The sequence below is a fragment of the Cellvibrio sp. ATLC23 genome (assembly GCF_057196725.1).
The window spans coordinates 273,367-287,468 of record NZ_JBXUOS010000001.1; the positions used below are offsets into that span (position 1 = coordinate 273,367).

The window sequence follows — 14,102 nt, forward strand, 5'->3', positions numbered from 1 at the left end:
AATTATTGGCTATTTCTCTTTTCCAGCAGATTGGCGGCACGTCTTTCAGCTAATTCGTCTTTTGTTATATCGGGGTTGTCACCTTCATGGGCAATCTGGGAGGCAAAAAAGCACAATGTAAATTCAGATCCTTTTGCAACCTCACTTGTCACATCAATGTGTGCATTATGCTCATCAACTATACGTTTAATGGCTTGCATGCCAATGCCATTACCAAATTTTTTCCTGCTAAAGCCAGCTTCCCATAAATTGGCTAGCTGGCTTTTGGTCATACCAGTGCCGTTGTCTGAGATGGAAAAGTAAACATTATTATTTTCGACCCAGGACTTTATTTTAATCGTTAGCTCTTCTGTGTCGCGTCGTGCTTCCGCTGCATTTTTGATTAGGTTAATAAAGAGAATTTTCAAATCTTCCGCGTCACCCCTGATATCGGGAATTCCGCTGAGTTCATATTCGATGCGGTCGAAAGATTTTTCGAATAGATAAAGACAGTCTTGAACGAGTGTTTCTAGGGCGCAGGATTGAATTCTCCGCTTATGATGCCCGCCCAGGATGCTGGCCATTGTTGCGATCAGTTTGGAGCCGCGCTCGACTTGTGCCAATACTATGTCCCGCTGTTTGTCGCGATCATAGATGTCATTCGACAAAATGCCGTCGATAATAGCAAAAGGTGCTTTGATATCATGGTGATAGTGATTCATCAAGCTGAGCATGGATAGTGTTTTTTTGGCTTCGCCTAATTGTTCATGCATATTGTTTAGGCGAATAACCCGGTTGAATACCTGCTCTAACTCTGTTCGCAACCATTCAAACACTTTCATATCGTCATAGCGATAATAAGAAAAGTGCGTAGGCTCACCGACGAGCACAATGGCTAAGGTTTTTTCTTCTGAAAGTACAGGAAAGCATAATCCTGCCTTGTGTTTCTCCATTTCACTGCGAATGGTTTCTGGCATTTCATCCGCCATAATCAATTGTGCTTGTTCAGTGCAGTAAATTACCAGTGGTCTGTTTTCGTTAATTAGCTCAAATGGTAGGCTGCTTAGTCTGTTGTTAATATCCCCATCGACTGATTCTACCTGCTGTTTAATCATTAAGATTTTGTAATTAGTTAGTTTAAGTACCTTTAAGAATAAATGATCTAGTACCTCAGTCATCATAGAGAAGTTGATTGAATTTCTCAGTGCTGCCTCGGTATCCTCTTTAACTTGGTCAAATTCATAGCCATGCTTGGCTAAAATCTTTTTTGCATTGGGTAAAATCCATTTTAATAATCTTGGGTAAGCCTCCAGGATTAGTGCGACAAATAACAATAAAATTAATACGCCACCTACTGACTCGGTATGATCGCCGACTACCGATGTCACTACAAAATACAACCAAATAAAGAATCCCAGTAAAATAGCCTTTGTCAGGCCGACACTAAGTGCCAACCTGAAGTCCATAAGGTTATGTTGGATTGTTGAGTAGAATAATAATGAAACGAAAACGACGTTAGTGATAACGCCAACAAATTTAGAGAGATAAAACTCTAATCCTGTTGGCATTGAAAAGAGAACGATTAAACCGCAGCTAAAGCTAACTAATAGAGTTATAAGCAGCCATTTTAGGCGTTGCTGTTCTCTGTTTGATGTTGATTTATAGGAGATGCATACTAAAAAAATAGAACCGACAAAGCACCAAACTAAATAGCCAATAAATATATAGTAAACGACGTCCAGTTCAGGTAGGTGTCCACTATCTGTTTCCTTCAGTGTGGAAGGCGCTATAAACATATTGTATAGCCACAAACCAGCACTAAAAAAAGCTCCAAAGAGAATAAAAGTATTTTTGAATATTTTAGATCGGCTACCAACTAACCTCCAAGTGAGTAATGCAAATCCGAATGGAATAAGGAACATCCCGCCACGCGTAAGATGAAAAACAATGTTTAATAATTCCGGGTTGGTGAGTGTAGTTAAAAAGAAAAGTTCTAATAGCCAAACACTAAGAGAAAACAATAAAAAAGCTAAAGCCTTAGCCGCAGGATTGTCCTTTTTCGAAAAGGCCAATCCAGCCAAGCCAAGATCAAACAGTGCCGTAATTAAGTACTGGATCATTCTTCTCTATGATTTCCACTTTGCTCTTAATAAAGTCTCTGCACTTCATAACGTCATCACAGATCATGAGTACTGTTTTAAAGTTGAGATGTGGGTATGATTTTTCTTCTGAGGCAAGTTTGCCGCCAAACATTTGATAAAATTTGATGTGCTCCGTCCGCACGGCAACTACTATATTAGCTGCATTTTTTCTTACTGCTTGTTCAACTGCAGTGCCTAGGAGCAAAAATCGGGCATGGATGCCTCCTCTTCTTTGGAACTGAGGGTCTATCACAAACTTATTGGGCTCTAAAAATATGCCGTCGTAGCCAATTGTATTGCGTAACTCTTTTTCAAAACAATCCATGATGGGAATGTTTAAACCTTTATCTGGCTCGTAGACGCACGCTCTAATTGACCCTACAACTTGATTCCGATGATATGCAAGAAAACAAGTACTGTTTGGCTTGTTGTCATATTCATCAATAAACTTTAGCGAAGAGTTCTCTTCAATGTAACCCTCCGAACTATAACTTCTATAACGCATTGAATATACCCGGTCTAGCATGGGGCCTTTTGCTACAACACTATAGTAGTCGCTTTGTGGTTTTTCTTGGGTTTGAAGGGCGGTAGTTAACATATGATACCTCTTGGCTTAGTGCACATTAAATTTGAGTAATGCGAGCACAAAAATCACAAATGATGCTTTAAGTGCCACATAAATAGTGTTGGCGCCATATTCAGCTTTGACTTGGCGTCAAACTCCATTATGCTCAAAAAATATGCGACCTAAAACAACACTTTAAATCTTCATAACGAAGTGATTGAATGGTGCGAATTAGTTGGCATTGCCATATTGATGGTAGAAAGCAGTGCTCAAGAAGAAGTGATGTTTGTTGCACAGATGTGCGAGAAAGAAATGCAAGGCGATAAATATCACCCTGTTATAAAGGAGGTAGCATCTTAATAGGACGTCACGATTAAAGAACCTAAGGTCCGCAAGCAATGACAGAAACCAGCAAAGCCCACCTAGAGTCGGATAGCGCGGAAACGCTATTTCATGACCTTGCTACTCCCTTACTAATTGCCAAAATGAAAGCCGGTTTATTGGCATCCTATCTACCGCAATTAATTAGAATATTGGCGGACTCGCCCCATTTGGTGCACTTATTACCCGACGATAAAAAAGTAATTGATGCGCTGATCAGTGCACCGGACATCATGGTCTCAAATTTGGAAGTGGTACAAAAAAAAATAAATTTACTGTCTGAGGCCATTCAGCATCAAGCCAATAATTTTGGCTCTTATCCGGCAGGCGATAACATGGACGCCAGAGTACAGAATATGAATCTTGATTCTGCAACGACAGCATCGGTAAGAACCGCTGCCATCAAAACGATTCTGTTAGTCGATGATGAGGTTGTACATCGCGATATAGGGGAGAGTCTGCTTGCCCCGCATTACCAAGTGGATTTTGCCGAAAACGGTTTGGAAGCCATCCGCAAATGTGAGCAGAAACAATATGATTTGATTCTGATGGATTTGCATATGCCCAAAATGAATGGGGAGCAGGCAACGATTGCCTTGCGTACCCGTGTCAGCGATGAAACGATTATTATCGGCCTGACTAGTTTGCCGCTAGGCGCTAATCAATCGGGACTACTGTCCAGAGGATTTACCGATTTCCTTGAAAAACCTCTGTCCATGAAGGGGTTACAAAATATCTTGCAGGCATACTCCCGCAATGCCTGATCGTTATATTTAATTTCATCCACAACTTTATCATTCCACTTTATTGAGCCAATTATTCATGAGAATAATAATGAAAAAAATACTACTTCCTGGTGGTTTTTGGTTTGCGGGATTTTTTATTACAACGGCGTATAGCCCGGGGGTTTTGTCGCAAAACACCAATAGCTCCGAGTTAGAAGAGGTGATTGTAACGGCACAGATGCGCGATGAAAGTGCGCAAGCCATACCCATTGCTATAGGTGTCTACGATAAAAAGTTTATCGCTCAAGTGGGCGCAAGCTCATTAACAGAAATGGAAGCGGCAATTCCCAATATCAATTTTGGACGGGGTGATAGAAATACTCGCGGAGAAATTGCTATACGTGGTGTCGGTGATTATGCGCGCAACATAGGCACCAATGCTCGCGTTGCAGTTTATATTGACGGTGTGTTGACCGGCCGCTCCTCAAGTTTCGACCAAAGTTTGTTGGACATTGCGCACATAGAAGTATTGCGCGGTCCGCAGGGCACCTTGGCAGGCACTAATGCATTGGCTGGCGCGATCAATATCATTACGCAAAAACCTGAGGATACTTTTAAAGCAGAGTTGCTTAGCAATATCGGCAATTACAATTTGCGCTCGCTTACGGGGAAAATAAATCTGCCTCTAACTTCCGATCTCTCTGCCAGTTTATTGTTGGGCGCTACTGAGCAAGATGGCTATATCGAGAACATCACGCTCAATCGCGACCTGCAGGGCGTTCAGCGTGATGTGGCGAAACTGAAATTTCGCTACATTGGTGTTGAAAATTTAACGCTGGACGTTGGGTTTGATTATTTAAAAGATGATGATCAATCCACCAACGCTGAAGCTCTCGCCAATGGCGGCCTCAATGGATTCACTTTAGCGCCAGAGCCATTTGTGGTGGCGCACAACGCCGATGAGTATGAGCGGCGAGAGTTGCAAGGCACAACCATTGAGGCTATTTACGATACTCCGCAACATTTCCGCTGGACATCGATTACCGGCATTCGCACCAATGAATTCAGTGAGCTGAGTGAAGAGGACTATTCCCCGCTGGATGTTGCATTCAGTGTGTTTGACGAAAAAAGTGATCAGCTCAGCCAGGAGTTTAGGTTGGCCTCTCCCAAAGGTGAGCGGGGCGATTATGTTATAGGTGCATATTTTTTAGAACAGGATATTTCGACCCAGCGCCGTGCCGTGACCGGCGCAATGTTTCGCTCAGCGCCTAATGCGTCAGTACAGACACCGGCTACGGCAGAGGTGCAATCAACATCTTTATTTGTGCATGGTAATTATTCTATTAACTCGCACTGGAGTTTGACCGGCGGAATCCGCTATGTACATGAAATTAAGGATATCGACTATTCCAGTATCGACAGTACCGGCTCATTTATTAACGTGAATCATCTGCGGGATCAAAAAAAGTTTAACGAGCCGCTGCCTAAAGTCGGTGTTAACTTACAGTTGAGTCCGGATGCGTTGCTCTACACTAGCGTGGCGCGCGGCTATAAAAGCGGGGGGTGGAATGCGGATTTTATTACCACGCTAGACAACTTCCAATTTGATCCGGAGTATGCCGTTAATTACGAGTTGGGCGCAAAATCGGTATTTTTTGATCAACGACTCTCGGTTAATCTCGCGGGTTTTGTAACAAAGTTTGATGATTTTCAGGTGTTCCAATTTGTACAAACCCAGTCGTCCGGTACTGTATTGTCATTGACTAATGCTGGGAAGGCCACCACGAAAGGAATTGAGTTGGATATCAAGGCACTGCTGGCTGAGTACTTGAGCGTAAGTTTTAATACGGCATTTACCCAGGCGCGGTTTGACGAATTTAAAAACGGTGGTGGCTTGGGAATGGATTACGATGCTAATTATCTTCCCTATGCGCCCGAGCACACTTACTTTATTGCCATCGATTACAGCAGGCCGCTGTTCCATCACACAGAGGTTTATGGTCACGTCAATTACGGCTACACCGGAGATCATTTTTCCAGCCCGGATAATAGCGCGACCTATGCCATCCCCAGCTATTTTGCTGCCAACGCACGCGTGGGAGTCAATATGAATTCTGGTTGGGATATTTCGTTGTGGGTAAAAAATATCACCGATGAAACCAACCTTCGCCAGCGGTCTCTTTCGTTTCTGCGGGTGCCGCGAGGCTTGTACAATCCACCGCGCAGTTTTGGATTGGCCATTAATTATAAAATGGATTGATGCGTTAAAAATTAATGTGGAGAAAATAGAGCAGGCTGGTTCAGGGGGCGGTATTGATGAAGAGGGCGTTGCCAATCATCGTTCAAGATAAATCAATTCAAATGTAAAAGAAGAAATAAAATGGAAGTAACTAATAGGTTAACGCCAGAACAGTGCGCCAATATGGCTGATATCCGCGAGTTGAAACGGGAGAGTTGCAATTGTGTGCGTGTAGCTGCGCGACTGTATTGGCTGAGTTTACGGAGATTAGGGGCGCGACGACACCATCTAATAATAAGTGATATATAAATTTCCATTCAAAAAAATCCCTCAAATAATGAGGGATTTTTTTACCAGCATATGAAAATTAATTTTTAATGGTCATATCTTGGTAGTTGGTACGGTAATAGCTGTGGATGTTTTTGGCCCAAGTTTCATCTGCCATGTCTGGCCAATCGTCCTTGTCAAAACCGGGTGCATTTTCCAAGCGCTCTTTGTCGATATCCAACACAAAACGTTTGTTAACCGTGTCTAAGGTTAAAGCGCTCCAAGGCACCGCAAATAATTTTCCTCCCATCCCTAAAAACGATCCGAACGATAACACAGCGTAGCTTATAGTACCGCTGGCAACGTCAAGCATAATTTCTTTGATGTCACCTAAGTCTTCATCGGCGCTATTGCAAACGTCATTGCCAATCAAGGTGTCCGCTCCCATTAAACGGGGGCCTGGTCCATTGTGATCAGTATGACTCAGGTTTGCTCTATATATGCCGTAAGTATCACGAGTTTCATAGTTCATGAAACACCTCCTAAGAAGAAGTTAAGCCGGATTGGCTAGGGCTACATTAATAACTCCGATATTGGATATCCGTTCGGAACCACACATTAGCAATTATATTCAACCAAAAAATTATTCACCTGCAATGTTAGTGATCGTACGGATTTATTTCACATCTTGGATCATTAATTTGGAGGTTATGTACAATTTATAAATTGGGAGGGGGGTATGTCAGTTGCTCAAAATGATTTTCTAGTTCTCATTGGATTGGTACTGTTTGTGGCGTTATTTATTGCGATTATGGTGCTGAGAAACCAAGCGGCGAAAAGGGATAGGGTCAACCATACAAAGTCGGATGAGACTGCTAATAGTGTTTCGATCAAGCCAAAAAAGAAAACGATCAAGCAGTTATAGAGTTCTAAACGCGGCGTTGCTACAGGATTTTTTCTCTACGGGGTGTGGGTTTGTCGTCCCAATATATGAAAGCGTAAAAGTGGGAGTTTCAGGTAGCTAAATGTTTGAAAGTTAGACGAGAACTATCTTACATTTTATTGTGTTACCAACTGTCACGTTGCGGTTCGGGGTTGTTCGCGTAAGTGTAACTGCGCTTAACAGCTACATTAAAATGAGTGCCACCTTAACGTAATAAAGTGGGATGATGCATTGGATAAAGTTCGACTTTTTTTAAAACGTATTTTTTTACATGTGGCTTTCAATGATCACATTATATTGTCAGCGCAGGATGATTGAATTTTTACCTAATATTTTTATACTCACTATCGGTTCGGTATCCAAATATAACAATAGCCGGATGCCGATTATGTTCTCTAACCGTTTTATCGTTATTTTTACTCTATCGCTTATGAAGGCTAGCTATATTGGTTTCGCATTAGCGCCATACCTTAACAAATTTTATAATTGGAATTTCATTATGAAGAATAAAAAATCAGTGCGATGGACATTATTATCAGCAATGTTTTTTGCTGTTATGGGTGTTTCATCGGTAGCGAATGCAGTTGTGTTTCAAGCGGAAAATTACAATGCTTTTTACGATACAACGCCTGGCAATACTGGTGGTGCATTTCGCGGCGATGCGGTAGATATAGAAGCCACTAGCGATACGGGCGGTGGTTATAACGTCGGGTGGATTGAGGCCAATGAGTGGCTCGCGTTTAATAACTTATCAATCCCTACTAGCGGAAGTTATACCATTCGCATGCGAGTCGCTTCACCCAATGGTGCAACCGCCTCGGTCGATTTAAATGGCGGTTCGATTGTGCTGGGGGATTTTATTATACCCGCGACGGGAGGTTGGCAAAATTGGACAACGGTATCGCGTACCGTCAATTTAAATGCCGGCAATTACAGCCTTGGTGTGTTTGCCAAAACCAACGGGTGGAATTTTAATTGGATTGAAGTAGTTGCTAATGGTGGTGGCACAGCAAAAGTAACTGTGTTCCAGCATTGCCCTTTTACCGGTTGGTCGGTCGGGTTGGATGTCGGCTCGTACAATTTGGCTGCGTTACAAGCGCGTGGTTTTATCGATAACGATATGTCATCGCTGCGTGTGACTGCGGGGTATGAAGCGGTGTTATATCAGGGTGATAATTTTACCGGTGCGTCGCGTGTAGTAACAGCAGATGATGATTGCTTAAATAACGAAGGTTTTAACGATAATGTCACCTCGGTTATTGTGCGTGCCGCAGCGAGCGGTCGCCAATTGGTATTTTCCGATGAATTCAACAGTATCAATACTGCTAATTGGACCTTTGAAACGGGTGGCGGCGGTTGGGGTAACAATGAGCGCCAATTTTACACGGGTGGACAAAATGCATTCATCCAAAATGATCCTGCAGCCGGTAGCAATGTATTAGTCATTGAGGCGCGTCGCGACAATCCAGCAAATTACAATTGTTGGTATGGGCGCTGTGAATACACCTCAACACGTATGGTGTCGCGCGATAAAAAAACTTTTAAATATGGCCGCATTGAAGCGCGTTTAAAACTGCCACAAACACAAGGCATTTGGCCCGCGTTCTGGATGCTGGGCAATAATTTAGGTTCAGTGGGTTGGCCCACTTCCGGTGAGATCGACATTATGGAACACGTAGGTTTTGAGCCAACGACGACCCATGGCGCTCTGCATGGCCCAGGTTATTCAGGCAATACCCCGTTTATGGGAACCCATAATATGGGTGAATATGTGGATGTGAATTACCACGTTTACGCGGTGGAGTGGGATGCGAATGGTATTCGTTGGTTCCGCGATAATATCCAGTTTTATTCAGTGACTCGCGCGCAAGTGCAGTCTTATGGCAACTGGGTTTTTGATCAGCCTTTCTTCTTGCTGTTGAATGTTGCTGTGGGTGGAACATGGCCAGGTAATACGGATGCAGGCAGCGTATTCCCGCAACGCATGTATGTGGATTATGTACGGGTTTATCAATAATATTTAGCTGTAAAGTTGAGTAATAAAAAACGGCAGCCAGATGGTTGCCGTTTTTATTGACGATGAAAATTAAAATGACTTAACGCGCTGTTACCTGAAATACACCGGCTAACTGATGTAGTTTGGTGGCGGTATTTTTCAAGCGATCCGAACTGGTTTGCAATGCGCGCACGACCTTATTCATGGTGTGACTTGCACTCGTCACTTCACGTACATGGTGGCCGTGTTGTTGGCTGTTGTTGTCAATGTGATGAATAATGTCAAACATGCGCTCGACAATATGATGCAGCTGCGAATTATCGGTTGATGCCTCTTCGGCTAAACGTAAACCACGATCTACATCGGCAACGCTGGCCTCCATATAGGCCGCCGCCGTTTGCGATTCATTGCGGATGGCTTCAATTTTTTCGCCAATATCCTGCGCAACACTGGCAGTTCTACCCGCCAAATTGCGAACCTCCTCGGCAACAACCGAGAATCCGCGCCCATGTTCACCTGCACGCGCCGCTTCAATTGCTGCATTGAGTGCAAGTAAGTTTGTTTGGCTGGTGATGTCGCTAATCAATGACACCATATTGCCAATTTCACTGGTGCGATTATTTAAAGTATGGATGGTGCGTGCAGAGGTCTCCACTACATCGCGAATAGTTTGAGTGCCGGTGCGCACTGATTCAAATTGACTGCGCGCTTGCTCTACTACAGTTTCCATTACTTTTTTCATATCGCTGGCCGTGCCAGAGGCATTGCTGATTTCCTGTAATTGGGTGTGTACCAATTCCAACATTTTTTCCATGGAATTAGATACATGTGTGGATGATTGATTGGCTTCGCTATTGCGCTTGAGTAAGCTGTCACTGTTTTTCATCACTTCATCGGCGGCGCGAATGACTTCGCCCACAATATGGTCGAGGTTATCGATAAAGCTATTGGTCCAGCGCCCTAAATCGCCGGTTTCATCATTTGCTAATTTTCGTGTATCCAAACGCTGTTGTAAGTTGCCACCGCCTTCGGCGATGGTGTGAATGACTTCGGTCATTTTTCCTAAACGTCGCGCCAGTTTGCGCGGCCCACGCTGTTTAAAAATATATCCACCGATGATAAAGGTTAATAAGGTCAACGTATTGATCAGAAGATTCGACCAGTTGGTGTATTCATGCAGTGCTGCGTTGGTTAAAAACCCACTGCCAACACAGGTAGCATAAATATTCATTAATTTAAAATTGAGTGAGCGGTGGCGATAGACTTCTTCTAAATCCGCTTCACACATCATGCCCCAAGTATCGGGTGATCCTTGCAGATTAAAAGTCACCCCTTTGCCAACTACCGGAATATGGCGATAGTCGGAATAGCCGGGGTAGGTGACAAATAAATTGCTGCCCTTGCGAATGGTTTCGCGCACGCCAGGGTGTAATTCGTTGGTAGCTGGGTCAGTAAAACGGATTTCAAATTCCGTATGATGCTGTATTTTGACTGTGCCCCAGTTGGTATGAATGCCTGACTTTAAGTTTTCACCGTGAGAAAAGGTGTTGTCCTCAAAGCGCGAGCGGGATAAGGCGGTGCCGGATTTAATCGCGGGATCGAAATGGGATTGCACCATGAATAAATAGTTATCGCCCGATTCGGTGAAAATATGCCCAGCTTCGCGCTGAATTAAATCACCTAATACATCATTGGGGATACGTGCACACAAGCAACCTTTCGTACTATCACTTAATTCCACCGGCAAATAAAACATCAATGTGACTTGGTCGTGAAAAGCAGAACTGCGTTTACCTATGTGTAATGTTTCGGCATCTTTATAGGGTCCATGTAAAAAGGGTGCGGCTAATCCTGCCGTTACTGCGCGCGGATCTAAATCGCCCGCACCCACTCGGCGGTTATAAGTGGAGAGAACTACTTTTCCATGTCGATCAATAACAAATAGTTCGGTGCAGTCGCTCATGGTCTGCCATGTCTTGCGCAAAATAGCGTCGTAATTCTCATCTTGCAGTTGCAGTTGGCTGCGGCAGGATTCCAATTGTGCCCACTGGCGTTTGGCCCATTGTTGTAAAATTTTGGTGCGGGTATTGGCGATACTGTCGAAAGTTTGTTCCATGATCGGGTAGCGGTTGCGGTTCAACCAGCAAGACCAGCCCATGGAAATTTTGCCTGTCTTTCCATACCAATTCAGCCAGCCTCGCTCCGCGGGCGACAATTGCATAGTCTCGCTTACTAAATGTTGCATAGGTCTTCTTCACCTGCTTCTAGAGTGCTGTAGTCATTTTAGAGGGATAGTTTTTTTGTTTTTTTATGTTGTATCTGACGCAATGCAGAATGTGCGCCAGTTCATTAGTGCTGGTAAAAATAAGCAATCAACTGAGTCTTAATACAAATTTGGTCTGTTTTGGAGCATTTGTGTGATTATTTTGGTGCATTGAGATTTAAAACGATCCATTTTGGCACCTAATCGTTTTCCATTGTTAGTCGTATCCAATGACGACTGATAACATCATCCAAGAGCATATTGCGGCTGGGGTCGTATGAACAATTTATTGCCAATAAAATCTAATCGCGCGAAAAATTTTTGGTTTTTACACAGTCTCGGCCGAAATGCGAAGTTCCGCAGCATGCGCTATGCATCGAATTTTTAACTTCAATATTGGTTTTTTATCGATAGGTCGGGCGAGGGATTTGAATCGCAATTGGGAAGAATGTCATGTTGCGGTTCGTTCCTCACCAGCAACCTACCGTAAGTGCTAATGTCAGTCCTTGTCTGTTATGCGAAGTTGATGTCATTAAAGTTCGGCAAGCGGCCTGCATGGAGGTTAACGTAATGCGGGGTTATTTAAGTAGTTTTAGAAAAATTAAAAAATTCACAGAATAAAAAGAGCCCGCACAACATAATTGTGCGGGCTCTTTTATTACTGGCGATTACGAATTAAATATAGTAATTCGCATCAATAATATCGCCCAGCTCTACTGTGGCAACTTGCGGCTGTGATTTAAGCCATGCGAGCAATTTTGCTTTGTCTGCTTCAGTGGCGGAGCCGTAGCGTTTGTTGGAGCCGACAAAACCGGACAGGCGTTTGCTGGATAAGCCGCCACCAAATGCCAAGCCTTCGGCGTTAATGGCGTCGATAAAAAAGCTATCGACAAATTGACTGATGGTTTCGTCGGTCAAATCATTTTTGAATTCACATTCCAGTTCAAAACCAAAGGTGGCGAATTCGTCTTGAAATAATTTCTTACGCAAACGTTTGCTGCGCTGTGGGGCTTTTTTGTTGTTTGTATTGTCGTTTGCATGGCTTACTGCGGTCATGGTTTTTACCTTTCTTTAACATCAAACTTGCATTAAAAATTTGCGTGGCGGCGCTTAGCTGAGGTCAGCATTGCTTACGCCATTTAAATCCATCAGGGTGGCGACTTGTTTTTCCAACAAGTCGATACGGTTTTCTAACTGCTGAACTTTTTGTTCCAGCTGTGTTACTTGTTCATCGTTGTTGCTGCTTTTACTGGCAGAGCTGCTGGTGCTGGCATTTTGCATGGCGGCGATAGCGGCTAGATCGGGTGCGCCGCAGAGCAGGTGCGTATAGCGGTCTTCGCGCTGGCCAACTTGACGTGGAATGTGAACGATCAGCGGTTTGGTTTTATTGCACAACTGTTGCAGTTTTTCTTCCAGTGCTTGGTGGCTGGCAAATTCCGCCATGCGCTGGGTGCGGGTTAATATTTCGGCGATGGTCTGCGGGCCGCGCAGCAGCAATACCGTCAAAATCGCGTGGGTCTGTTTGTCCACACTCAACACACGGGTCAGGCGCTGGTCGTAGCGCGCGGCGCGGTTGCCGTAATCGACGGCGATGTAGTTGCGGTCTTGCAGTTCGCTTACACAGCGTTGCACGGCGCCGCTTTCGTAATTGCTAATCGGTTCGCGGCTGGTTTTTTGGTTGCAGGCCAGTAATAGACTGTTCAGCGTTAAAGGATATTGGTCGGGAGTGGTGAGCTGTTTTTCCATCAGCGAACCCAACACACGAGCTTCAATGGCATTGAGCAGGGCGGGTTCCTCTGGAGGAAGGGCGGTGCTGGTAGGTTCCATAATGCATCTCGGCGGTATTAAACGGGGCTGCAACTCTACGCCCATAGGCACCGGATTTCACCCCTTTTAACGGGTTTTTGTGGCTGAGCAGTTCATCCTTGGGCGATTAGGCCTCGTCCTGAATAAAGTTATCGGCCTCGGCGTAGATGATCTCATCTAGTAATTGCTCCTGATGTTTGCCATTGCAATCGATCACTATATCGGCATATTGCAAATACAGCGGGCGGCGCTCGGCGTAGACATCGGCAAAGGTTTGATTGGCGGGGCGCGCTATGCCGCGGGTCTCCATATTGTGGATGCGCTGTTCCAGTGTGGCGATGCTGACATCCAGAAAAATAATCGGGCCGAATTGTTTTAAATGCTGCATACCGGTCGCGCTGTAAACCGCGCTGCCACCGGTGGCGATGATATGATTGGGGTATTGCGCCTGAAGCAGCACTTGCTCTTCTGCTTGACGCAGCGCCAGATAGCCTTTTTCATGCAAAATATCTTGCAGGGTTTTGCGGTGTTCCAGCTGAATTAACAAATCCGTATCGACAAAATCTTTGGCTAGATTTTTTGCCAGTAATAATCCCAGGGTGCTTTTTCCTGCACCGGGCATTCCAATCAAAATAAGGCTTTGGTGATAGGGATTCATAACGGGTTCCTGCGGCAGTGGTGTGGCGAGGTGTTTCACAACTATAGCTGATTCTATGCCATGGTAACCGCTAACCAGGTTTTCGATTTGATTAAAATGAAAAAACCACAGGCGCAAGGAGCGCTTGTGGTTGAGTGGT

The 14,102-nt window shown here is 44.3% G+C and carries 11 protein-coding genes; 4 read left to right on the top strand and 7 right to left on the bottom strand.

The features are described 5' to 3' along the window. Positions 1-2 precede the first annotated feature (2 nt). Both AC2CG4_RS01125 and AC2CG4_RS01130 read right to left on the bottom strand, forming a co-directional pair. Entirely contained in the window at positions 3-2,099 is a 2,097-nt protein-coding gene (locus tag AC2CG4_RS01125) for a sensor histidine kinase (RefSeq protein WP_484484501.1), read from the bottom strand. Continuing rightward, entirely contained in the window at positions 2,068-2,718 is a 651-nt protein-coding gene (locus tag AC2CG4_RS01130) for an N-acyl amino acid synthase FeeM domain-containing protein (protein ID WP_484484502.1), read from the bottom strand. Before AC2CG4_RS01130 ends, AC2CG4_RS01125 begins: the two co-directional genes overlap by 32 nt. Before the next feature lie 365 nt (positions 2,719-3,083). On the opposite strand from AC2CG4_RS01130, the gene AC2CG4_RS01135 reads away from it, so the two are divergent. Both AC2CG4_RS01135 and AC2CG4_RS01140 read left to right on the top strand, forming a co-directional pair. Continuing rightward, positions 3,084-3,830 (top strand): response regulator, encoded by a 747-nt coding sequence (locus AC2CG4_RS01135; protein WP_484484503.1) that lies wholly within the window; start codon positions 3,084-3,086, stop codon positions 3,828-3,830. Between the two features lie 70 nt (positions 3,831-3,900). After that, positions 3,901-6,051, top strand: coding sequence for a TonB-dependent receptor (locus AC2CG4_RS01140; RefSeq protein ID WP_484484504.1), 2,151 nt, complete (start codon positions 3,901-3,903; stop codon positions 6,049-6,051). A gap of 346 nt (positions 6,052-6,397) precedes the next feature. On the opposite strand, the gene AC2CG4_RS01145 is transcribed toward AC2CG4_RS01140, so the two are convergent. Continuing rightward, entirely contained in the window at positions 6,398-6,829 is a 432-nt protein-coding gene (locus AC2CG4_RS01145; RefSeq protein ID WP_484484505.1) for a PRC-barrel domain-containing protein, read from the bottom strand. Positions 6,830-7,036: 207 nt separating this feature from the next. Here AC2CG4_RS01145 and AC2CG4_RS01150 point away from each other — a divergent pair, with 207 nt between their 5' ends. Both AC2CG4_RS01150 and AC2CG4_RS01155 read left to right on the top strand, forming a co-directional pair. Next, entirely contained in the window at positions 7,037-7,222 is a 186-nt protein-coding gene (locus AC2CG4_RS01150) for a hypothetical protein (RefSeq protein WP_484484506.1), read from the top strand. A gap of 517 nt (positions 7,223-7,739) precedes the next feature. Then, positions 7,740-9,257: a family 16 glycosylhydrolase gene (locus tag AC2CG4_RS01155; RefSeq protein WP_484484507.1), complete on the top strand. Its 1,518-nt coding sequence runs from the start codon at positions 7,740-7,742 to the stop codon at positions 9,255-9,257. Positions 9,258-9,336: 79 nt separating this feature from the next. Here the strand turns inward: AC2CG4_RS01155 and AC2CG4_RS01160 are convergent, their stop codons facing one another. The 4 genes from AC2CG4_RS01160 to AC2CG4_RS01175 form a co-directional block, all read right to left on the bottom strand. Beyond that, entirely contained in the window at positions 9,337-11,481 is a 2,145-nt protein-coding gene (locus AC2CG4_RS01160; protein ID WP_484484508.1) for a methyl-accepting chemotaxis protein, read from the bottom strand. A gap of 693 nt (positions 11,482-12,174) precedes the next feature. Continuing rightward, complete coding sequence (locus AC2CG4_RS01165; RefSeq protein ID WP_062064076.1) at positions 12,175-12,555, bottom strand: YggL 50S ribosome-binding family protein; 381 nt, start codon at positions 12,553-12,555, stop codon at positions 12,175-12,177. Positions 12,556-12,609: 54 nt separating this feature from the next. Continuing rightward, a complete protein-coding gene (locus AC2CG4_RS01170; protein ID WP_484484509.1) occupies positions 12,610-13,326 on the bottom strand; it encodes a YceH family protein in 717 nt (238 codons plus the stop codon). A 106-nt stretch (positions 13,327-13,432) separates the two neighbouring features. Continuing rightward, a complete protein-coding gene (locus AC2CG4_RS01175) occupies positions 13,433-13,963 on the bottom strand; it encodes a shikimate kinase (RefSeq protein WP_484484510.1) in 531 nt (176 codons plus the stop codon). Positions 13,964-14,102: the final 139 nt, after the last annotated feature.